Raw genomic sequence first — 20,320 nt, 5'->3', positions numbered from 1 at the left:
CCCGCTAGCCGGCCACCTCACGCAGGAACGCGCGCACGTGTTCGCCGAGGCGCACAATGCGCGTATCTCTCGCCGCCTCGCGGTCGAAGCCCTCGTAGGCGAGCGGCGGCAGCATCCGCACGTTGTGGGAACATCCGAACTCGGCACAGACCAGCGTGCCGATCGTGTCACCGCCGCGACCAGCAGGCCCGGCCTTGCGGGCGGCGAACAGTTGCACGTCGTTGCGGAGCGTGACGTCTTCGCACCACGAACACTGCGCGCGGGCGAGCACCCGCTGCTCGGCACGCTGCAGAAGCGCGCCGGTGAGCACACCGTCGACGTCGGTCACGACATATGCACGACGGGCGAACTTGGGGTCGGACCAGCCGAGATAGTCCCGGCGGTCGAAGTCGATCTCGGCGAAACCGGGAGGCAATGTCAGCGAAGAGACCTCTTTGCGGGAGGCGTTGATGAAGGATGCGCGGATGTCGCGCTCGTCGATGGGACGCATGGTGAAGTGCTTTCAGAAGTGAGGTGAGAGAAGTGATCACGGCATCCCTTAGATGGATGCCGGGTATGACAGATCACCGGCGACGGAGTCCCGCCTCCGGCTGATGATCAGCCTCTGCCGCCGGCGCTGAACGCGCCTGCAACCACCTTTCGCGCCCTGCGGGCGCTCACATAAAACAACACCCGGTGAGCCTACTCCTGCGCAGTGAGCGGCGCGACTATGCGGTGAGCGGCGCGACTATGCGGTGAGCGGCGCGATCTCGTGGCGGTGCGGCGTACCGAAGCGGTGCGCCGAGATCGACACGGCCTGCTCGCGCAGGAACGGCAGCAGTTCGACCCTGCCAGCAGACACGACCGGACCCGCATAGACCGCGACAGCGGGCGAGCCGCCGGTGTGCGCGGCGACCGCTGCGGCGTCGCCGCCGACGAGGCGGATGCGCCCACCGGTCTCGGCGAGGCGTGCGGCGCGGGCGCCCCACGCTGCGGCATCTTCGACCGCGACGCCGACGCCGGATGCCGTCAGCCAATGCTGTGCGGATGCCGGCAGCTCGGCCGCAGTGCTGACGCTGAGGCGGGAACCGGCACGCACACCGGCCGCGATCACGCGGATCGCCTGAGCGGTGCTTGCCTGTTCGAGACGGATCGTCACAGGCAAGACGTCATAGCGCAGCGCGTTCTGCTCGGTGATGAGGCCGGTCGCATCGCGCACGGCGCCGAACTCGTCGCGCCAGGCGGCGACATCGGTGGAGAGGGCGCCCTGCAACCAGGCGGTGTCGGCATCCTCAGCATCCTTCGCGGAGCCGAGAGCCGCCAGCGCCGCCTGCGAGACCGCATCCTTCGGAGCATCAGCGGTGACCGGGGCGTCTTCCCAGTTGGACAGGCCGATCAGGTAACTCGGACCGCCGGCCTTGGTTCCGGCGCCGACAGCAGCCTTCTTCCAACCGCCGAACGGCTGACGCTGCACGATCGCGCCCGTGGTGCCACGGTTCACGTAGAGGTTTCCGGCCTGCACGTTCGCGAGCCACTGCGCGATCTCACCGTCGTCCAGCGAGTGCAGCCCCGAGGTGAGGCCGTAGTCGATGGCGTTGACGATCGCGGTGGCCTCATCCAACGACTTTGCGGTCATGACGCCGAGCACAGGGCCGAAGTACTCGGTGAGGTGGAAGGGCGACCCGGCAGCGACACCCTCACGGATGCCTGGACGCCACATCTTGCCCTTGTCGTCGAGCTTCGACGGCTCGATGATCCACTTCTCGCCGGGCTCCAGCGTGGTGAGCGCGTGCAGGAGCTTGCCGTCGGCCGGGCCGATCAGCGGTCCGATGCGGCTGGAGCCGTCCCACGGCTGACCGACCTGGTACGAGCCGACCGCGTCGATGAGCTGACGGCGGAACCGCTCGCTCTGCGCGGCCGATCCGACGAGGATGACGAGGGATGCCGCAGAGCACTTCTGCCCGGCGTGGCCGAACGCCGAGTAGGCGACGTCGCGGGCGGCGAGGTCGAGGTCGGCGTGCGGAGTGACGATGATCGCATTCTTGCCACTTGTCTCGGCGAGCAGTGGCAGGTCGGGACGGAAGCTGCGGAACAGCTCTGCCGTCTCGTAGCCGCCGGTGAGAACGACGCGCTCGACAGCCGGATCGCTGATGAGGTGCTGGCCCAGTTCGCGGCCGTCGAGCTGCACGTACTGCAGCACCTCGCGCGGGACTCCTGCTTCCCACAGCGCCTCGATCATGACGGCGCCGGAGCGGCGAGCCTGGCGAGCGGGCTTGATGATCACGGGAGAGCCGGCGGCGAGAGCGGCGAGCGTGGAGCCGGCAGGGATCGCAACGGGGAAGTTCCACGGCGGGGTGACGACGGTCAGCCCGACCGGCCTGTGCGTCGCGCCCTCGATGCTCTCTGCGCGCTTGGCGCTCTCGGCGTAGTAGTGCGCGAAGTCGATGGCCTCTGAGACCTCTGGATCACCCTGCTCAAGCACCTTTCCGCACTCGGCCCCCATCACCTCGAGGAGGTCGGCACGACGAGCCTCGAGGGCGTCGCCGGCACGGTGCAGAATCTCTGCCCGACCGGCGGCGCCGAGGGCGCGCCAGGCCTCACCTGCCGAGGTGGCTGCGGCGATGACGGCATCGAGGGATGCTGCGTCCGACAGCGTGTGGGTGCGGACGGTTTCTTCCCCGAGAGTGGATGCTTCCATGCGGGAGCGAATCTGGTCGCCCCATGCACGGTTAGCAGCCAGGCTCGGGTCAGTGTCGGGTGCATTGTCGAACTCGTCACGCGGGGACGGCGCAGGCTCGGCGCTACGATCCTGCGTACGGTTCGGTCCTGGAACCTCGGCCGGCATCGATGCGATCGAGGCGAGGAAGCGGTCCCGCTCGCGGGCGAACAGAGCGGGCTCATCATCAAGCTCGAAGACCGCAGACATGAAGTTGTCGGTGGAGGCGCCCTCTTCGAGTCGGCGGATCAGGTAGGCGATTGCGACATCGAACTCGGTCGGGTGCACGACAGGCGTGTAGAGCAGCAGCGAGCCGACCGTGCGGCGGACGACCGTCGCCTGCGCTGTGGCCATGCCCAGCAGCATCTCGAACTCGATGCCGGCCGTCGCGCCGCGCTGGTTCGCGAGCAGCCAGGCCAGCGCGATGTCGAACAGGTTGTGACCGGCGATGCCGATGCGCACGTTCTGCACGTGCTCCGGACGCAGTGCGTAGTCGAGTACGGCCTTGTACGAGGCATCCGAGGCCTCTTTGCTGTGCCAGGTCGCGAGCGGCCAGCCGTGGGTTTCGGCGTCCACCTGCTCCATCGGCAGGTTCGCACCCTTCACGACACGAACCTTGATCGGTGCCCCACCCGCAGATACGCGCGCGGCAGACCACTCCTGCAGGTGAATCATCGCACCGAGGGCATCCGGCAGGTAAGCCTGCAGAACGATGCCGGCCTCGAGACCGCGGAATTCCTCGCGGTCAAGGATCGAAGTGAAGACCGCAATGGTGAGGTCGAGGTCCTTGTACTCCTCCATGTCGAGGTTGATGAACTTCCCGCCGCGGGCCTTTGCGATGCGGAACAGCGGAACAAGCGCGCCTGCGGCATGCGAGACGGCCTCGTCGAACGCCCACGGGCTGTGCGGGGCGACGGTGGATGAGACCTTGATCGAGACGTAGTCGACATCGTCACGTTCGAGGAGACGTCGCGTGCCCTCCAGACGACGGGCAGCTTCTTCTTCGCCGAGGATCGCCTCTCCGAGGAGATTGATGTTCAGGTGCACACCCTCGTCCGCGCGGATGCGGCGAATGGCCTTGCCGAGTTTGGCGTCAGTGGCGTCGACGATGAGGTGCCTGACCATCCCGCGCAGCACGAGACGGCTGATCGGAACGACGATGCCGGGGAATGCCGGCGCCAGCGCGCCACCGAGGCGGATGAGGGCGCGTAGTGCCACGGGGAGGAACTTCGGAGTGAGTGGAACCAGGCCCCGCAGGTTGAGGGCTGCGACCTTCAGGTCTTCCGGGCGCACCACACCGTCGACGAAACCGACGGTGAAGTCAAGGCCGTTCGGATCGCTGAGGACGCCAGCGAGGCGCTTCGCCGCCGCGTCTGCGGGCACGTCACGACTCTCCACCAGCCAGCGCTGCACGAGCGCGATCGCGTCATCTGAGAGCGCTGCGAGATCAGCATTGCCGGTCACGGCGGATGTCGTCGGGTTCATCGGGTTTCCTCACTCCAGAGCGCGGCGGAACCGCGAGTCTTGATCTCAGTGTGGAGCCGCACTACCCTTCGTGAAAAGCGAGCGTTTACGATAGTTAATATTCGATTTTCTCGATGATTGCGAGGTGCTCCGTGTTCGAGTTGCGACGACTGCGTCTGCTGCACGAATTGGCCCTGCGGGGCACCATCTCGGACGTTGCCACAGCTCTCGCATACAGCCCATCGACGGTGTCGCAGCAGCTTGCGCAACTCGAGCGTGAGGCCGGAGTATCGCTGCTCGAACCCGACGGTAGGCGCGTCAGACTCACGGCGCAAGGGCGTCTGCTCGCCGCACACGCGGCGCGCGCTCTGGAGTTGGACGAAGCCGCCCACGCCGAGCTGTCGTCGTCTCAGCACGCGCAGGAGCGGGTGCGGATCGCCGTCATGCCCACCGCCGCTGAGGCACTGGTGCCCCCAGCACTCACGCTGCTCGCCGAGCGGATGCCCGACCTTCGCTTGGAGATGGTGGAGATGGCCCCTGAGGAGGGGCTGTTCGAACTGCAGGCGCGGGGCTTTGACCTCGTGGTCGCTGAACAATACGCCGGGTACACACGTGAGCTGCGCGACGGAATCGATCGCACGCTGCTCGGACCGGACCCCGTGCGCCTGGCTGTACCTCCGACATCCTCGGCAGCGGAGCTTGCCGACCTGCATGATCGGCCGTGGGTGATGGAGCCCAAGGGAGCGGCAGTGCGGGAATGGACGATGCAGCAGTGTCGTGCCGCTGGTTTCGAACCGGACGTGCGATTCGAGGCGACCGACCTGATCGCGCATACGCGCCTGGTCGCCGCGGGCCACGCAGTCGCGGTGCTGCCCGATCTCGTCTGGACCGGAGACCGCTCCTCTGTACGACTGCTCGAGCTGCCAGGGTCTCCCGTGCGCGAAATCTTCGCGGCGACCCGCTCGTCTTCGCGCGACAACGCCGCGGTCGCGGCGGTGCTCACTGCGATGGCGGAGGCGCTCGCCGCGCACGTGCCGCGCTGAGTGCGCATCGGGCAGCACCCGGCATTCGTCAATGTTTCGCTGAGTGTCGGCGGCGTTTTCCTGCGGCGCGACAGCGACCTACTCTTGCCAGATCAGTTCCCAACTAGAGGAGATCACCGTGTCCACCCCGCTGCACCGCCTTTCACCCCTCGAGGTGACGGAGCGTGCTGCGTGCATGTGCGACCACGGCGACGTCTGCTCTTCGTTCACACCGGGACACGCGCTGCACCTGATCCAGGCGCGACTTGCGTCGGCGACATCCAGCGAATGGATCGACGGAATCGTCGAGTCAGCGGATGCCGTGAACGGCGGCCTCGTCGTGCGCGATCTCGACGGCACCGCGCACACGCTGTGGAACGGTTCTGGGGCAGCTCTAGAGGCAGCCGAAGGCACCCCCGTGGCACTGCACCCGCGCTATCACGTACTCGCCGTCGGGCGCGTGCAGTTCAACGTCGCGTCGGTCTGACCTCAGCCAGCGCGACCTGACGTGTTCGGATGCAAAGCTGCTCAGGCAGCCGCCATCATCATGTTCTTCACGTCCATGCACGCGTCCATGCAGGCCTTGCAGGCCTGCGCGCACATCTTGCAGACCTCGCTGTGATCTGCGTGCTCCATGCAGGCATCCATGCACATCTGACACATGGCGATGCAGGCGTCGAGCATCGACATCATCACGGCGGGCGTCATCCCCTGCATCCGCAGCATCGAACGCATCATCGTGCCTGCCATGTCCGCGCAATTCATGCAGGCGGGGGCACAGTCCATCAGCTGCATCGAGCAGACGGTACATGCCTGCTCACAGGCGGAGCAGGCATCCATACAGGCCTGCATGACGGCCATGTCCATCATTTCCATGCCCGGGGTCGTCTTCATTTCCTCAGACATGGCGCCCATCATCATCGAGTCCATCGCACACCGCTTTCCTCAGATCTCGGGGCGGGGCAGGAGACCCGCCTGCGGCCAGGTTAGTCCTCCGTGGCCTGCGAGTCGATGGCGGATTGTGTGCGGAGCCACCGCGCGAGTTCAGGCGCTGGCTGCCAGACTGTCCGCCGAGTGCAGAGCCTCGACCATGGGTGCAAGTTCAGGCCGCGCGGCAGCATCGCCGAGCACCCGCGCGAGCGTCTCGTCGTGCACCGGACGCGTCCGCTCGTACAGGTCACGACCTGCGGCAGTGAGCTCGGTGTAGATCCCTCGGCGATCGTCGGCGCACAGCACCCGCGTCAGTAGCGCGCGGTCTTCCAGGCGAGACACCAGTCGCGTCGTGGCACTCGGGCTCAGCGCCGTTGCGCGGGCCAACTGCTGCATCCGCATGTGCCACCCGTCTTGACGATTCAGCGCATCAAGCAGCGTGTACTCCACGACGGAAAGGTCAGCGGATGCCGATAGAGCGCGCTCGAGCTCCGCCTCAATCAGTCCGTGCAGCGCCGCGAGAGTGCGCCAACCGTGCGCGCGGATCTCGACAGCATCGTCAGCGATTCCCATATCCACTCTCTTTTCGTCATTTAGTTGCTTGCGCTTTATATTTGCGTGTGCAAGTATCTACATTGCTCGCGCAATATCCCGCGTCGACAACTAATTCAGGATAACAGGAGAACCTCGCATGCCGCTCGGCCTACTCGCACTCGCCATCGGAAGTTTTGGAATCGGACTCACGGAGTTCGTGATCATGGGGCTGCTCCCCGAAGTCGCCGCCGACTTCGGCGTCACCGAGCAGGCCGCGGGATGGCTCATCTCCGCGTACGCGTTGAGCGTCGTCGTCGGGGCATTAGGCCTGACCGCCGCAACGTCTCGCCTGCCACGCAAGGCCGTACTACTCAGCCTGATCATCCTGTTCATCGTCGGCAATGTCGTCACAGCCCTCGCCGCCGACTACAGCGTCGCGATGCTTGGCCGCATCCTCTCCGCACTCTGCCATGGTGCCTTCTTCGGCATCGGCTCGGTCGTCGCCGCAAGCCTCGTGGCTCCGGAGAAGCGTGCAGGTGCGATCGCGATCATGTTCACCGGCCTCACCGCCGCGAACGTACTGGGCGTCCCGTTCGGCACCTTCATCGGGCAGGAGTTCGGCTGGCGCGCGACGTTCTGGGTCATCTCCGGAATCGGCGTTCTTGCCTTCATCGGCATCGCAGCACTCGTCTCCGCCCCTGCCGAGAAGCAGGAGCCCGTGGGACTCCGCAAGGAGTTGCGCGCGTTCCGCTCCGGCCAGGTCTGGCTCTCGCTGACGGTCACCGTACTTGCCTTCGGCGGAATGTTCGGTGCGTTCACCTACATCGCCTACACGCTGACCGAGATCAGCGGTTTCGCGTCCGGAGCCGTCCCGTGGCTGCTGGTGCTGTTCGGAGCCGGCCTCGTCGTGGGCAACTGGTTGGGAGGCCGTCTGGCCGACAAATCAATCGACCGCACTCTCGTCATCTTCATCGCCGCGCTCACCGTCGCCCTCGTCTTCTTCGCCCTGTTCGCCGGATCGCAGATCGCCACCGTCGTCGCACTGGTGCTCATGGGAGGGTTCGGCTTCGGAACCGTTCCCGGCTTGCAGAGTCGGATCATGGTCTACGCAGGGCAGGCACCGACGCTCGCTTCCGGTGCGAACATCGGCGCGTTCAACCTCGGCAATGCGATCGGCGCGTGGGCCGGCGGCCTCGGGATCGCTGCAGGGCTCGGATATGCGTCGCCACTGTGGATCGGCGCAGCCATCACCGTGGCCGGACTCGTCGTCATGATCATCGCCGCTGGCCTCGCAACGAAGCGCAGCGCGGATGCCACGAGTAGGGTCGATCTCGTCTCGGCGTAGTCTCAGTCTCGTGACATCGTTCACCGCGCTCCAGCGCCTCGTAATCACCATTGCGGTCCTGGCATCCTTCGTGGCCTTCCTCGACGGCACCGTCGTCACGGTCGCGCTGCCTGCAATCAGTGAAGAGCTCGGCGGGGGCATCACGACGCAGCAGTGGGTCGTCGACGCGTATCTCATCACGCTCAGCGCGCTGATCCTGCTGGCAGGCTCGCTCTCGGACGCCTATGGTCGCGTTCGCATCATGCGCATCGGACTCATCGCGTTCGGGGTGGCCTCAATAGCGGTGGCGGCCGCACCCGAACCGATCACGCTCATCATTGCCCGGGCTGCGCAAGGCGCCGCCGGAGCACTGCTCGTGCCGAGCTCGCTCGCACTGATCATGACGATGATGCGCGGCGAGCTGCAAGCGCGCGCGATCGGTATGTGGACGGCATTCACCACCGGCGCGCAGCTCGCCGGGCCGCTGCTGGGAGGGCTGTTCGTCGATCTGCTGTCGTGGCGCTTCGTTTTCCTCATCAACGTCATTCCCATCGGCATCACACTCGTGCTGCTCGCGCGCCTGCGCCTCCCTGATCACGCGCGCGGCACGCGCGTCGACTGGTGGAGCGGGATGCTGTGCGCGGTGGGCCTCGGAGCACTGGTGTTCGCACTCATCGAACAGCCGAACCTGGGCTGGGGATCCCCCACGATCTGGCTGCCAGGAGTCTTTGGCATCCTTCTCTTCGCCACATTCCTGGTGCGCCAGAAGTATTCGAGCGCGCCGCTGATGCCGCTCTCGCTGTTTCGCGCCCGCAACTTCGCGTGGGGCAACCTGGCGACGCTGTTCATCTATGCCGCTCTGTCACTGAACGGCTTCGTCATCGGCGTCTACCTCCAGGAGGGCGCTGGCCTTAGCGCGACCGCGGCAGGGCTCGCGAGTCTGCCGATCACGATCCTGATGATCCTCCTCAGCTCCCAAGCGGGCACGTGGGCGGGGAAAATCGGGCCACGGTTGTTCATGACTGTCGGCCCACTGCTGATGGCCGCGGGTGCACTGCTGCTGCTCACCGTCTCGAGCGATTTCAGCTACTGGTGGCAGGTGCTGCCGTCGATGATCGTCATGGGACTGGGTCTGTCGTTGACGGTCGCACCGCTGACCTCTGCGGTACTCGGTGCGATCGATGAGAACCGCTCCGGCATCGCATCCGCCGTCAACAACGCCATCTCCCGCGTTGCCGGACTCATCGTTGTCGCGATGCTGTCGACGATCGTCGGCGGCATGCTCGATCTAGACGGCTTCCACAGTGCTGCCTGGGTGACGGCGGCGTTGATGGCACTCGGCGGGATCGTGTCATTTGTTGGGATCCGCCGGGCGCCTCTCGTGGAGTCGCGGTGAGCCTCACCGGCCAAGCGCGCCGAGCAGATCCACGAAGTGGTCGAGATCAGCGGACGACCAGGAGTGCAGTCGCTCCCTGATACGCCCCTCGTATCGCGCGCGGGCGACCACGATGCGCTCCTGCGCGAGGGCCGTGGCGACCAGCACACGGGCGCGCCGATCCTCGGGATCCGGCACGCTCTCGACGAGGCCGAGTTCCTCGAGCTGGCGCACCTGGCGACTCACTGCCGACTTGTCGGTCTGCAGGCGCTCAATGATTGCGCCGGCCGACGTCGCCTTGCCGCTCGCGATCGAGGTCAGCACCTGGTAGCCGAGCGGCTGCAGATCGGGATGCACGGTCACCGCCGCCTCACGCCAGCTCACGCGAATCCGCGCGAAGAGCCGACCGAGTTCCTGCTCGACTCTGGTGACGGCCTGGTCGAGTTCAGTGTCCTCGATTGCACTTTCCACAGCGTCGCCGCCCGACGACGCGGGGGCAACAGCAGGCTCGGTGGACGACGACGCACTCATGCTCGCCAGCATACGGCGAAGCCCCGCCACTCGAATGCGTGGCAGGGCTTCATCTGGTCGTGCATCAGACCTCTGCGAGCAGCCGGAACACCTTCGATGCCGCCTGAATCTCATCCGGCGTCAGCTCGGCGAGCGCCTCGCGCAGCCGATCGGCGTGGTCGCCCCTCAGATCGGCGAGCGCAGCGCGAGCCTCCGGTGTTGCCGTCAGCACACGCTGGCGGCCGTCACGATCGTCGGGGCTGGAGACCAGAAGACCGAGGTCCTCCAGCATCCGCACTTGGCGGCTCACAACGGATTTGTCCATCTCGAAGCACTCCGCGAGCTGATGTGCATTCGCGCTGCCTGCACGGGAGATGAACGACAACAGCTTGTACCCTGCCGGCTGCAGCTCGGGGTGGACCCGCGCAGCGGATTCCTTCCAGAGCGCCCGCGCCCTGGCGAAGACCAGGTTCAGATGACCCTGGAACTCCGCCAGTGCGTCGTCGTCGGTCACCACCGCAGTGTCAACGGCGACCATGTCAGCGCCCGTTCTCCCGATCTTCGCGCTCGAGCACGGTCACCGCACCTGTCGCAGGTGATGCGGACTCGGCGCCCTCGAGCCGGATGGCACCGGTGGACAGTGATGCGCCCACTTCGGCTTCGGCGATCTCGATGACCGATTCCTCGGCCTGTTCGCGCAGCATCTCGGCGGCGTTCTTCGTCGACAGTGGCTTGTTCTTGATGAAGGCGATCGCGATGATACCCATTACGGCGAGCGGGATCGCGATGATGAAGGCTTCTGCGATGCCGTGTCCGTAGGCGGACTCAACGATCGTACGGATCGCCTCGGGCAACTCCGACATCTTCGGAACATCACCCGATCCGAGACTCTGCAGAGCGCTGATCTCATCCGGAGTCGCCGGCGTGAAGCCCTTCAGCCCATCAGTGATGTGCGACGCGACACTGGTCGAGAGTATGGAACCCATGATCGTGACGCCGATGGTGCCGGCGATCGTACGGAAGAAGTTGACGTTCGACGATGCGGCTCCCAACTGCGACGGGGGCGTGTCGTTCTGGACAATCAGCGTGAGGTTCTGCATCACCATGCCGAGACCGGCACCGAGGACGAACATGTAGACGGCCACGAGGGGGAACGGTGTGTCATAGCGCAGCGTCGCCATAAGCGTGACGCCGATGGTTGCGAGCACGGAGCCCGTGACCATCCACCCCTTCCACTTGCCGAACCGGCTCACCAGCTGGCCGATGATGATCGACGCGCCCATCTGACCGATGATCATGGGGATCGTCATGAGGCCGGATTCCGTAGGCGTGGCGCCGCGAGCGAGCTGGAAGTACTGCGCGAGGAAGACGGAGGTGGCGAACATCGAGACGCCGATGGCGATCGAGGCGATGACCGACAGCGTGAAGGTGCGGTTACGGAACAGCGACATCGGAACGATCGGTTCCTTCACGAAGAACTCGACCGCGATGAACCCGAGGATGGCAAGCACTGCGATGGCTCCGAGCGCCCAGCTCGTGGTCGAATCCCAGTCGAACTGGCTGCCGCCCATCGAGACCCAGATCAGCAGGGTCGAGACGCCGACGGCGAGCAGGACGATCCCGAAGTAGTCGATCGAGATCTTGGTCCCGCGCTGCGGCTTGGGCAGGTGCAGTGTGAACTGCAGGAGCACCAGTGCGACGAGGGCGAAGGGAACGCCGACGAAGAAGTTGGCGCGCCACCCCAGCGTGTCGGTGATGAGTCCACCCAGAAGCGGACCGCCGATCGTGCCGAGAGCCATGATGCCGCCGACGACACCCATGTACTTGCCGCGTTCCCGAGGCGAGATGATGAGGGCGACGGAGATCATGACGAGCGACATCAGGCCGCCGACGCCGATGCCCTGGATGACACGAACCGCGATGAGCATGTTCGTGTCGGTCGAGAAGCCGGCGATGACCGTTCCGGCCGTGAAGAGGATGAGCGAGAGCTGGACGAGAATCTTGCGGTCGACGAGGTCGGCCAGCTTCCCCCAGATCGGCGTGGAGACCGCGGTTGCCAAGAGGCTCGCGGTGATGACCCAGGTGTACTGGGACTGAGTGCCGCCGAGGTCGGCGATGATGACGGGCAACGACGTCGAGACGATGGTGCCCGAGAGCACGGCAACGAACATGCCGACGACGAGGCCGGAGATCGCGGTGAATACCTCGCGCGCCGAGCGTGCAGCATCGGGTGGGGCGGAAGTGGTGGAAGTCAAGGTGGGAGTGCTCCTGGGATTAGAAAGTTGATCTGGACCAACTATAAACCTTTAGTTGCGGAAGGTCAACTGTAGCTCTAGGTCAACTACTCGAGGTGGGGACGCGGCATGAGCACAGGAATACCGGCGTAAAGTGGATCCTCTTGAATACTCGAGCCGCCTCGGCTCGTTGACGGAGGTTCCGTGGCCGGAAATGCGACCACCCGCTTCGACAATGTCTCACTGTTGTCGGTTGCAAGTACCCTGCCTGGTCAGGTGACGACATCCCACGACATCGAGACTCGTCTCGCGACCGCGCTCACGCGGCTCAAGCTTCCTCACCGGCTCCTCCAGCGCGTCGCCGGAGTGCTCGAACGCCGCAACTGGGGCCCAGGCGAATCGGCCGACGACGCCACGGTGTCGGCAGGCAAGCGCGCTCTCGCGGAGGCCGGGGTCGATCCCTCTGACGTCGGGCTCCTCATCAACACCTCCGTCACCCGCAAGCACCTCGAACCGTCTGTGGCTGTGCGCCTGCATCACGGACTCGGCCTGCCCAGCTCCGCCATCAATTTCGACGTCGCAAACGCCTGCCTCGGCTTCGTGAGCGGTATGAACCTTGCAGCCACCATGATCGAGTCCGGCCAGATCAGGTACGCGATCATCGTCAACGGCGAGGATGCAGACGACATCCAGACCAACACCATCGACCGGCTGCTGAAGGACGCGTCCGATCGTGACGAGTTCATGCGCGAGTTCGCGTCACTTACGCTCGGCTCCGGTTCTGCTGCGGCCGTCCTCGGACGTGCCGACGAGCACCCAAACGGACATCGGATCCTCGGCGGAGTCACCCGTGCCGCGACGCAGTTCCACGAACTGTGCGTCGGCAGCGTCGACGGCATGTTCACGGATGCGAAGGAGCTCCTGAAGGGCGGCCTCGATCTCGTCGTCGCCGCCTGGAAAGAGGCGTCCTCAGAATGGAACTGGTCCTCGATGGATCGGTACATCACCCACCAGGTCTCATCCGTACACACGAACGCCATCATCAAGGCGGCGAAACTCGACCGCAGTCGTGTTCCGACGACATTCCCCAGGCTCGGCAATGTCGGCCCCGCATCCATTCCCATCACGCTCGTCGAGGAACAGGCGACGCTCTCCAAGGGTGATCGCGTACTCCTCATGGGCGTGGGCTCCGGTATCAACACCGCGATGATGGAGCTCACGTGGTGACAGAGAGGGTTTCCCTCCCTCCACTCGGCCTGCCCGGCCTCGATCACCGTTTCAGCTGCGTCGCCGACGTTCCAGGACGCGGTATCGACGAGGGCATCCGCCGCGAATGGCACTACCTCGATACGGGTGAAGAGCTCGCCCGCCTCGACGTACCCGTCGTGGGGACGATCCTCGCCGTGCACGGCAACCCGACATGGTCGTACCTCTGGCGAAACCTACTCGCCGCGTCGGTACAGGCGGCCTCGGCTGGGTCGCCTACGTGGCGCATCATCGCTGTCGACCAGCTGGACATGGGGTATTCCGAGCGCACCGGCGTGCACCGGCCGCTCCAACAGCGCGTCACTGACCTCGCCGCGTTCACCCAGGCGTTGGACCTCACCGGCCCCATCCTGACCCTCGGTCACGACTGGGGCGGCGTCGTCTCGCTCGGCTGGGCGATCGATCACCAGACCGAGCTCGCCGGCGTCATGCTGTTGAACACGGCTGTCCACCACCCCGAGGGCACGCCCATTCCCTCACCGCTACGACTGGCCGGCGCCCGCGGCATGCTCGCGGCATCGACCGTGCGCACCACCGCATTCCTCGAGACGACGCTTGCTCTCGCCTCGCCTGCTCTCGAAGATTCGGTAAAGGATGCGTATCGGGCGCCGTATCGCTCCGCTGCTCGACGTCAGGGAATCGGCGGCTTCGTCGCTGACATCCCGGTGGATGCTCGACACGAGAGCTTCCGCGAACTGGAGCGAATCGCGGCGGGCGTGGCAAAGCTCGAAGTTCCGGCGCTCATGCTGTGGGGTCCCCGCGACCCGATCTTCAGCGATCGCTACCTCAACGATCTGATTGACAGGCTCCCCCAGGCCGATGTACACCGCTTCGAAGGAGCAGGTCACCTCCTCGCTGAGGACCGGCCGTACGCCGACGCGGTGCTCACGTGGCTCGGGGACAACGCCGATCGACTCACCGGCGCAACGCCCATCACGCGCGACGAGGACGGGCCGACATCTGACGAAGAACCGCAGCCCTTCGTACCGCTCTGGCACGGTCTCGACGAACGCCGCGACGACGATACGATCGCCGTCATCGACATGTCGACGCGCGGAGATCAGGGACCGCGGCGCGTGAGCTGGCGCCAGCTCGACGACCGAGTGCGCCGGATCGCGGCCGGGCTCTCCGAGATCGGCGTACGAAAAGGCGACCGAGTCTCGCTGCTCGTCCAGCCGGGGCCAACGCTGACGGCCGTGATCTATGCCTGCCTGCGGATCGGCGCAGTCGTGGTCGTCGCGGATGCCGGGCTCGGAGTGAAGGGGCTGACCCGCGCAGTCCGCGGATCGTGGCCCGACTTCGTCATCGGGGAGATGCCGGGCCTCATCGCCGCACGTGCTCTCGGCTGGCCCGGAGTGCGCATCTCCGCCGTGCGTCTTGCGAAGGTCACCTCCGCGGCTCTCGGCGTCTCCTACACTCTCGGCGACATCGTCGCGCTGGGCGCCGACGCATCCGTTCCTGCGGAACCTGGTCCGAACGACGAGGCGGCGATCCTCTTCACCTCCGGGTCCACCGGCCCCGCCAAGGGCGTCGTGTACCGACACAGCCAGCTCTCTGCACTGCGAGATGTGCTCTCCGCTCACTTCGAGGTGACCGCAGACTCAGGGCTGGTGACCGGATTCGCGCCCTTCGCACTGCTGGGTCCTGCGCTCGGGACCCGCTCCGTGACGCCGGATATGGACGTCTCCTCCCCCCGCACCCTCACGGCGAAAGCCGTTGCCGCAGCCGTGCGCGAGTCGAAATCGAGCATCGTCTTCCTCTCCCCTGCCGCAATCCTCAACGTCGTCGCGACCGCTGATGAGCTGACGCAGGATGACCGCGATGAGCTCGCAGGCGTTCGCACGTTCTTGTCCACTGGTGCACCGATTAGCGCCGAGCTGCTCGCCTCTGCTGGCGCGCTCATGCCGAACGCGACTCCTCACACCCCCTACGGCATGACCGAGTGCCTGCTCGTGACGGACATCACACTCGACGGGATCCGCGACGCTGCGCGCGCGCCTGACACCGGCGTCTGCGTCGGTGCACCGATCGGTGAAAACCGCGTCCTCATCAGCGCGCTCGATGTGGATGGTCAGGCAACAGGTGAACCGAGCACCAGGCCAGGCGTCCTCGGCGAGATCGTGGTTTCCGCACCGCATCTGAAGGATCACTACGACCGGCTGTGGCTAACCGATCGCGCAGCCATTCGAGAGACAAGTCTCGGACCGGATACTGCGCACGAGCGCTGGCATCGGACCGGCGACGTCGGCCATCTCGACAGTCTCGGTCGCGTGTGGGTCGAGGGACGATTGCCGCACATCATCGTCACCGCTGACGGTCCCGTCGCCCCGGTCGGAGCAGAACAGGATGTCGAGCGGGTTTCCGCCGTACGCAGGGCCGCCGTCGTCGGCATTGGACCGCACGGACTGCGCCGCGCCGTCGCCGTCGTGGAAACGGTCGCCCCTACCAGCCGAGCACGGCTCGCGACTCCGGAGCTGACCGCAGCGGTGCGCGACAGCACGAACCTTCCACTCGTCGCTGTGCTCGCCGTGCCCCGTCTTCCCACCGACATCCGCCACAACTCCAAGATCGACAGGTCGCGACTGTCGGAATGGGCAGAGCGCATCCTCGCCGGCGGAAAGCCGACCGCGCCATGATCGTGCTCGTCACCGGAGCCTCCGGATTCCTCGGCGGGGCGGTCGCTGCCGAACTCGTCGCCGCCGGTCACGAAGTGCGCACGCTGCAGCGACGGCCCTCCACCGTGGACGGCGCCATCGATTTCCTCGGCTCGATTACCGACCCACTTCTCATCGCCCGCGCGGTCGAAGGCGCCGACGGCGTCGTGCATCTCGCAGCGAAGGTGTCTCTCGCCGGCGACGCCAGCGCCTTCCACACGGTGAATGTGGAGGGAACGCGGTCGCTGCTCGACGCAGCAGAGCAGGCCCGAATTTCGCGTTTCGTCTCCGTGTCATCTCCGTCGGTCGCGTATGCAGGCTCGTCGCTCGCCGGAGTCGGAGCGGAACCCGCATCGCCGGAGCGTGCGCGCGGAGAGTATGCACGTACGAAGGCAGCGGCCGAACTGTTGGCACTCGCGCGCGATTCCGCAACAATGAGCGTTGTCGCCGTTCGTCCTCACCTCGTCTGGGGCCCTGGCGACACCCAGCTGATCGAACGGATCGTCGACCGCGCTCGACGAGGACGCCTGCCTCTGCTCAACAGTGGCACCGCCCTGATCGACACGACCTACATCGACAACGCCGCCTCCGGCATCGCCGCAGCTCTCCACCGCGCGGACGTCGCACACGGCCGTGCTTTCGTCCTCACAAACGGTGAGCCGCGTCCGGTGGGTGACCTGCTGGCAAGCATCTGCCTCGCCGCGGGCGTACGCCCCCCTCGATGGAGCATCCCCGCGGGGCTCGGTCGCGCCGCAGGCACAGTGATCGAACGGGTCTGGGCCGTGCGACCCGGAACGGATGAGCCGCCCATGACGCATTTTCTCGCCGAACAGCTCTCCACTGCGCACTGGTTCGACCAGCGGGACACCCGCGAGGCGTTCGACTGGGCGCCGTCGGTATCGCTCGACGAAGGACTCCGACGTCTCGCCGCCAGTTATTCGGCGTGAAGGCGCAGTAGCGAGCCCACCTCAGACCGCCACGGCCTCCAGCACCAGCGCCGATGCGGGCGCCAGAAGCGGCGTGCGCAGCCCGATCCCCGTCAGCAGCGACCCTGGCAGCACGACGCCGCCGTCCGCCACCCAGGGCACGGTCTTCGGGTCGAGATACGTCTTCGTCGTCAGCGCTGACACGACCGAAACGCGGTAGGTCAGCGCGGAGTCAAGGCCCGGCAAGCGCAGGGCCGGCGGCACCGCCCACGCACCCGTGGTCTCGCGTGTCAGTCGGAACAGTGCGTGCCGCTTGTCATGCGCCACGGCACCGGTCAGCAACTGCCCCTCGTCCTCGGTCGCATCGTGCACGAGTTCGCCGGTGTGCATGAGTTCACGCAGCCGCTTGTACTCGAGAATCCACGCGGCAAGCTCGGTCCGCTCGTCGTCCGTGAAGCGGGTGATGTCGGTCTCGATGCCCGCGGACGCGAACAGGGTCGTCGCCATCCGGAAACGCAGGTCGGTCACGCGATGCGTCGTGTGCGCGGTGCTGGGCCCGACATGGCTGCCGATCAGCTCTGGCGGCAGCAGCAGCTCGGTCCAGCGCTGGATGCGCGAACGCTCGATCGGGTCATTCGTATCGGATGCCCATACCCGGTCGGAGTGCGCGAGGATGCCGAGATCGACGCGGCCGCCACCCGAAGAGCACGATTCGATCTCCACGGAGGGGTGCCGCCGGCGCAGCTCACCGAGCAGCGCATACACCGCGCGGGTCTGCGCATCCACGCCGGCACGCCCCGCATGCGCGGCCTCGAGCAAATCGCGGTTGTGATCCCACTTCAGGTACTCGATCGGGTACTCGTCCAGGATCGCGCTCAAATGATCCAGCAGATACGCAGCAACCTCGGGCCGCGCCACGTCGAGCACGTGCTGATTGCGCCACGACCGCGTCTCGCGCTCCGGCGCCCTCAGCAGCCAGTCCGGATGCTCGCGTGCAAGTTCCGAATCGAGGTTGATCATCTCCGGCTCGACCCACAAGCCGAACCCCATACCGAGCGTGCGCACGTGATCGACGATGGGATGCAAACCCTCCGCCCACACTGCTGGGTCGACGATCCAATCGCCGAGGCCGGCGTCATCCCGCCGACGCCCGAGGAACCAGCCGTCATCGAGCACGAAACGCTCCACACCGACGGATGCCGCGGCATCCGCCAACGCGGTCAGCGGAGCCAGCGTGTGATCGAAGTACACGGCCTCCCAGGTGTTCAGCACCACAGGACGCGGAGAGGAGGGATGCGCCGGGCGCGCGCGCAGCGACCTGTGCATCCGCGACGACAGACCATCGAGGCCCGCATCACTCCACGCGAACCATGCCGTCGGTGACGCGAATGCCTCACCGGGCGCGAGCACGATCTCATCGGGACGCAGCAGCTCGCCCGCACCCAGCGCATTGCGACCTTCTGGCAGGCGGTCGGTGCGGTAGACGGCATCGCCGCTCCATGCGAGGTGCACTGCCCAGACCTCCCCTGTTCGGTCGCCGAAGCCCGGTGTGCCAGCGACAGCGAGCGTCGAGGCGTCGTGCCCCGTGCGCCCACGACGCGACTCACGCACCTGACTGCCCATCACGATCGGGCGGCGCTGCGGCGAGCGCTCTCGCGTCCACCGCCCAGTGAAGTCGAGCAGCTCGCTCGCACGCTCGGCAACGGGCAGCACTGCATCCAACCCCGCGACCGAGACCGAGCCGCTGCCCTCGTTCACGACGCGATGATCGACATGCAGCACACCGTCGGCGTCAAACCGCAGCACGCTCTCCAGCTTCAGCCCTTCGGCCGCCGCGACGATCGAGAAGCCGCGCTCGTCGGAATCAATCCGCTCGACGCTCCAGTCCGGCAGCAGCGGCGCCCCCGCGATCGCACCGGACAGGCCGGGGCGTCCCTGCCAGCCGTCTCGCTCGGTCGGCAGAATTGTGAACGGCCACGCCTCGTCAAGCGCGCTCGCGGGAATCTGGCGCACATTCGCAGCATCAAGAGCGGCCAAGGCATCGTCCGACGCCTCGCCGATGTCAGCGCCCCAGTGGAGCACCTCCGGCAGGCCGGCGTCGCGGAAGGCGACGACGAGCGCCGCACCGGCGGCGTGAAAGCGTCGAACATCGGACATGGCGGAGCCTCCGTCTAGATGGAGATTCCAGAGTCCCGCGCGCATCCATGGTTTGTCAAATCATGAAACAAAGAATTATGCGAGCATCCCTCGAATGGCGATTCCGGCACCTGCACGCGCCCACTCTGAGAAGTCTCCGGTGCGGACATCGAGGTCGACCTCCACCGCTTCCCTGTCGAGGCGGTCGGCGAGCGCCGCACGCATCGCGTCTCCGCCGAGCTCATGCACGGCGATGCCATCACCGGTGAGTACGACCTTCTGCGGATCCACGAGATTGACGACCGTGGCGATGAGCACACCCAGCGCCCGGCCGGCATCTGCAAAGACCGCACGCGCGATGGGATCACCCTCACGTGCTGCCTCGACGACCCGCGAGTAGTCCGCTCCCGCCTGGCGATACGCCCCGACGATCGCGTCGTTCACGAGCATGCTGGACGCGCAGCCTCGGTGCCCAAGGTCACAGTGCGGGCCAGCCTCATCCACGATCGTGTGACTCACCTGACCCGACCGTGAGTGCGCACCCTCGACGACATTTCCACCCACGACGAGACCGCAGCCGATACCCATTCCCACCGTGATGAGCGCCATGTCGTCAATGCCAGCACCCGCACCGAACCAGTGCTCGGTCGCGGTGAGCGCCTGCACGTCGTTCTCCACTGAGCATGGCATCCCTGTCGCTGCGACGACCATGGCACCCAGCGGCACATCCTCCCACTCGAGGAACGCTGACTGTTCCACCCGCGCACCGTCAGCGCGCCGGCTGACTCGCCCGGCGAGCGTGATACCGATGGCGACGAGGTCTGGCCATTGCACCGTGAACTCCCGGCATACGTCCGCGATCTGGCTGACGACGTCTGCGGGCTCGCGCGAGAGAAGCGCATGATCGACGGAGGCCACGATGGTGGCGGAAAGGTCCGTGACGACGGCGTAAAGGCGATCGCCGGTGAGCTTGACGCCGAGGAAATGGCGCGCATCCGCGCGCAGCGACAGGAGTTCCGATGGCCGACCGGTCTGCGCCATCAGCCGCGTCTCACCCTCAGCGAGGAAGCCCCCGTCGACGAGTTGCCTGGTGATGCGCGTGAGGCTCGCCCGCGACAGATGCAGGCGCCGCGCGATCTCCGCGCGAGGAAGCTCACCGTGAATGAGCACCTCGAGGAGCGCGGCGCGCACGGCCGGAGACATCTCATCCATGTTCGCTACTTTATTAGACACGTTTGTCACCTAATTAA

General features: G+C 66.1%; 16 protein-coding genes. 7 read left to right on the top strand and 9 right to left on the bottom strand.

Going from position 1 to position 20,320, the window contains the following annotated elements; translation table 11 throughout:
- Window positions 1–4 precede the first annotated feature (4 nt).
- Together AC1C2Q_RS12535 and AC1C2Q_RS12530 are read right to left on the bottom strand one after the other, a co-directional pair.
- A complete protein-coding gene (locus tag AC1C2Q_RS12535; protein ID WP_495450378.1) occupies window positions 5–490 on the bottom strand; it encodes an FBP domain-containing protein in 486 nt (161 codons plus the stop codon).
- A 237-nt stretch (window positions 491–727) separates the two neighbouring features.
- Window positions 728–4,180 carry a bifunctional proline dehydrogenase/L-glutamate gamma-semialdehyde dehydrogenase gene (locus AC1C2Q_RS12530; protein WP_495450377.1) on the bottom strand — a complete coding sequence of 1,151 codons (3,453 nt, stop codon included), beginning with the start codon at window positions 4,178–4,180 and terminating at the stop codon, window positions 728–730.
- Window positions 4,181–4,311: 131 nt separating this feature from the next.
- Here AC1C2Q_RS12530 and AC1C2Q_RS12525 point away from each other — a divergent pair, with 131 nt between their 5' ends.
- Window positions 4,312–5,202: a LysR family transcriptional regulator gene (locus AC1C2Q_RS12525; RefSeq protein WP_495431413.1), complete on the top strand. Its 891-nt coding sequence runs from the start codon at window positions 4,312–4,314 to the stop codon at window positions 5,200–5,202.
- A gap of 118 nt (window positions 5,203–5,320) precedes the next feature.
- Window positions 5,321–5,668, top strand: a complete 348-nt coding sequence (locus tag AC1C2Q_RS12520; RefSeq protein WP_495450376.1) for a hypothetical protein — start codon at window positions 5,321–5,323, stop codon at window positions 5,666–5,668.
- A gap of 41 nt (window positions 5,669–5,709) precedes the next feature.
- On the opposite strand, the gene AC1C2Q_RS12515 is transcribed toward AC1C2Q_RS12520, so the two are convergent.
- Together AC1C2Q_RS12515 and AC1C2Q_RS12510 are read right to left on the bottom strand one after the other, a co-directional pair.
- Window positions 5,710–6,111, bottom strand: coding sequence for a four-helix bundle copper-binding protein (locus AC1C2Q_RS12515; protein ID WP_495431411.1), 402 nt, complete (start codon window positions 6,109–6,111; stop codon window positions 5,710–5,712).
- Between the two features lie 114 nt (window positions 6,112–6,225).
- Window positions 6,226–6,684, bottom strand: coding sequence for a MarR family winged helix-turn-helix transcriptional regulator (locus AC1C2Q_RS12510; RefSeq protein ID WP_495450375.1), 459 nt, complete (start codon window positions 6,682–6,684; stop codon window positions 6,226–6,228).
- Window positions 6,685–6,802: 118 nt separating this feature from the next.
- On the opposite strand from AC1C2Q_RS12510, the gene AC1C2Q_RS12505 reads away from it, so the two are divergent.
- Complete coding sequence (locus tag AC1C2Q_RS12505) at window positions 6,803–7,990, top strand: MFS transporter (protein WP_495450374.1); 1,188 nt, start codon at window positions 6,803–6,805, stop codon at window positions 7,988–7,990.
- 10 nt (window positions 7,991–8,000) lie between these two features.
- Window positions 8,001–9,365, top strand: a complete 1,365-nt coding sequence (locus AC1C2Q_RS12500) for an MFS transporter (RefSeq protein WP_495450373.1) — start codon at window positions 8,001–8,003, stop codon at window positions 9,363–9,365.
- A gap of 3 nt (window positions 9,366–9,368) precedes the next feature.
- Here AC1C2Q_RS12500 and AC1C2Q_RS12495 read toward each other — a convergent pair whose 3' ends face one another.
- The 3 genes from AC1C2Q_RS12495 to AC1C2Q_RS12485 all read right to left on the bottom strand — a co-directional run bounded on the left by AC1C2Q_RS12495 (window position 9,369) and on the right by AC1C2Q_RS12485 (window position 12,109).
- Window positions 9,369–9,875, bottom strand: coding sequence for a MarR family winged helix-turn-helix transcriptional regulator (locus tag AC1C2Q_RS12495; protein ID WP_495431407.1), 507 nt, complete (start codon window positions 9,873–9,875; stop codon window positions 9,369–9,371).
- A gap of 64 nt (window positions 9,876–9,939) precedes the next feature.
- Window positions 9,940–10,368, bottom strand: coding sequence for a MarR family winged helix-turn-helix transcriptional regulator (locus AC1C2Q_RS12490; protein ID WP_495431406.1), 429 nt, complete (start codon window positions 10,366–10,368; stop codon window positions 9,940–9,942).
- Between the two features lie 25 nt (window positions 10,369–10,393).
- Entirely contained in the window at window positions 10,394–12,109 is a 1,716-nt protein-coding gene (locus tag AC1C2Q_RS12485) for an MFS transporter (protein ID WP_495450372.1), read from the bottom strand.
- Window positions 12,110–12,292: 183 nt separating this feature from the next.
- On the opposite strand from AC1C2Q_RS12485, the gene AC1C2Q_RS12480 reads away from it, so the two are divergent.
- The 3 genes from AC1C2Q_RS12480 to AC1C2Q_RS12470 are packed head-to-tail and all read left to right on the top strand — an operon-like array spanning window position 12,293 to window position 16,955.
- Window positions 12,293–13,315, top strand: coding sequence for a 3-oxoacyl-ACP synthase III (locus AC1C2Q_RS12480; RefSeq protein ID WP_495450371.1), 1,023 nt, complete (start codon window positions 12,293–12,295; stop codon window positions 13,313–13,315).
- On the top strand, window positions 13,309–15,990 hold the full coding sequence (locus AC1C2Q_RS12475) for an alpha/beta fold hydrolase (RefSeq protein ID WP_495450370.1): 2,682 nt from the start codon (window positions 13,309–13,311) through the stop codon (window positions 15,988–15,990). Before AC1C2Q_RS12480 ends, AC1C2Q_RS12475 begins: the two co-directional genes overlap by 7 nt.
- Complete coding sequence (locus AC1C2Q_RS12470; RefSeq protein ID WP_495450369.1) at window positions 15,987–16,955, top strand: NAD-dependent epimerase/dehydratase family protein; 969 nt, start codon at window positions 15,987–15,989, stop codon at window positions 16,953–16,955. Before AC1C2Q_RS12475 ends, AC1C2Q_RS12470 begins: the two co-directional genes overlap by 4 nt.
- A 21-nt stretch (window positions 16,956–16,976) precedes the next feature.
- On the opposite strand, the gene AC1C2Q_RS12465 is transcribed toward AC1C2Q_RS12470, so the two are convergent.
- The gene (locus AC1C2Q_RS12465) at window positions 16,977–19,091 is read right to left on the bottom strand and encodes an alpha-galactosidase (RefSeq protein WP_495450368.1); all 2,115 of its coding nucleotides are present in this window, start codon (window positions 19,089–19,091) and stop codon (window positions 16,977–16,979) included.
- 75 nt (window positions 19,092–19,166) lie between these two features.
- Window positions 19,167–20,303, bottom strand: a complete 1,137-nt coding sequence (locus AC1C2Q_RS12460) for an ROK family protein (RefSeq protein WP_495450367.1) — start codon at window positions 20,301–20,303, stop codon at window positions 19,167–19,169.
- Between the last annotated feature and the right edge of the window lie 17 nt (window positions 20,304–20,320).

The organism is Microbacterium sp. Y356, from assembly GCF_059445355.1.
This window is presented reverse-complemented; position numbering and strand designations above follow the sequence as displayed.

Excerpts from the sequence above, each read along its gene's own strand:
- AC1C2Q_RS12470 (WP_495450369.1), top strand. The coding sequence starts at position 15,987 with ATGATCGTGCTCGTCACCGGAGCCTCCGGATTCCTCGGCGGGGCGGTC.
- AC1C2Q_RS12505 (WP_495450374.1), top strand. The coding sequence starts at position 6,803 with ATGCCGCTCGGCCTACTCGCACTCGCCATCGGAAGTTTTGGAATCGGA.
- AC1C2Q_RS12510 (WP_495450375.1), bottom strand. The coding sequence starts at position 6,684 with ATGGGAATCGCTGACGATGCTGTCGAGATCCGCGCGCACGGTTGGCGC.
- AC1C2Q_RS12530 (WP_495450377.1), bottom strand. The coding sequence starts at position 4,180 with ATGAACCCGACGACATCCGCCGTGACCGGCAATGCTGATCTCGCAGCG.
- AC1C2Q_RS12535 (WP_495450378.1), bottom strand. The coding sequence starts at position 490 with ATGCGTCCCATCGACGAGCGCGACATCCGCGCATCCTTCATCAACGCC.
- AC1C2Q_RS12515 (WP_495431411.1), bottom strand. The coding sequence starts at position 6,111 with ATGGACTCGATGATGATGGGCGCCATGTCTGAGGAAATGAAGACGACC.
- AC1C2Q_RS12495 (WP_495431407.1), bottom strand. The coding sequence starts at position 9,875 with ATGAGTGCGTCGTCGTCCACCGAGCCTGCTGTTGCCCCCGCGTCGTCG.
- AC1C2Q_RS12465 (WP_495450368.1), bottom strand. The coding sequence starts at position 19,091 with ATGTCCGATGTTCGACGCTTTCACGCCGCCGGTGCGGCGCTCGTCGTC.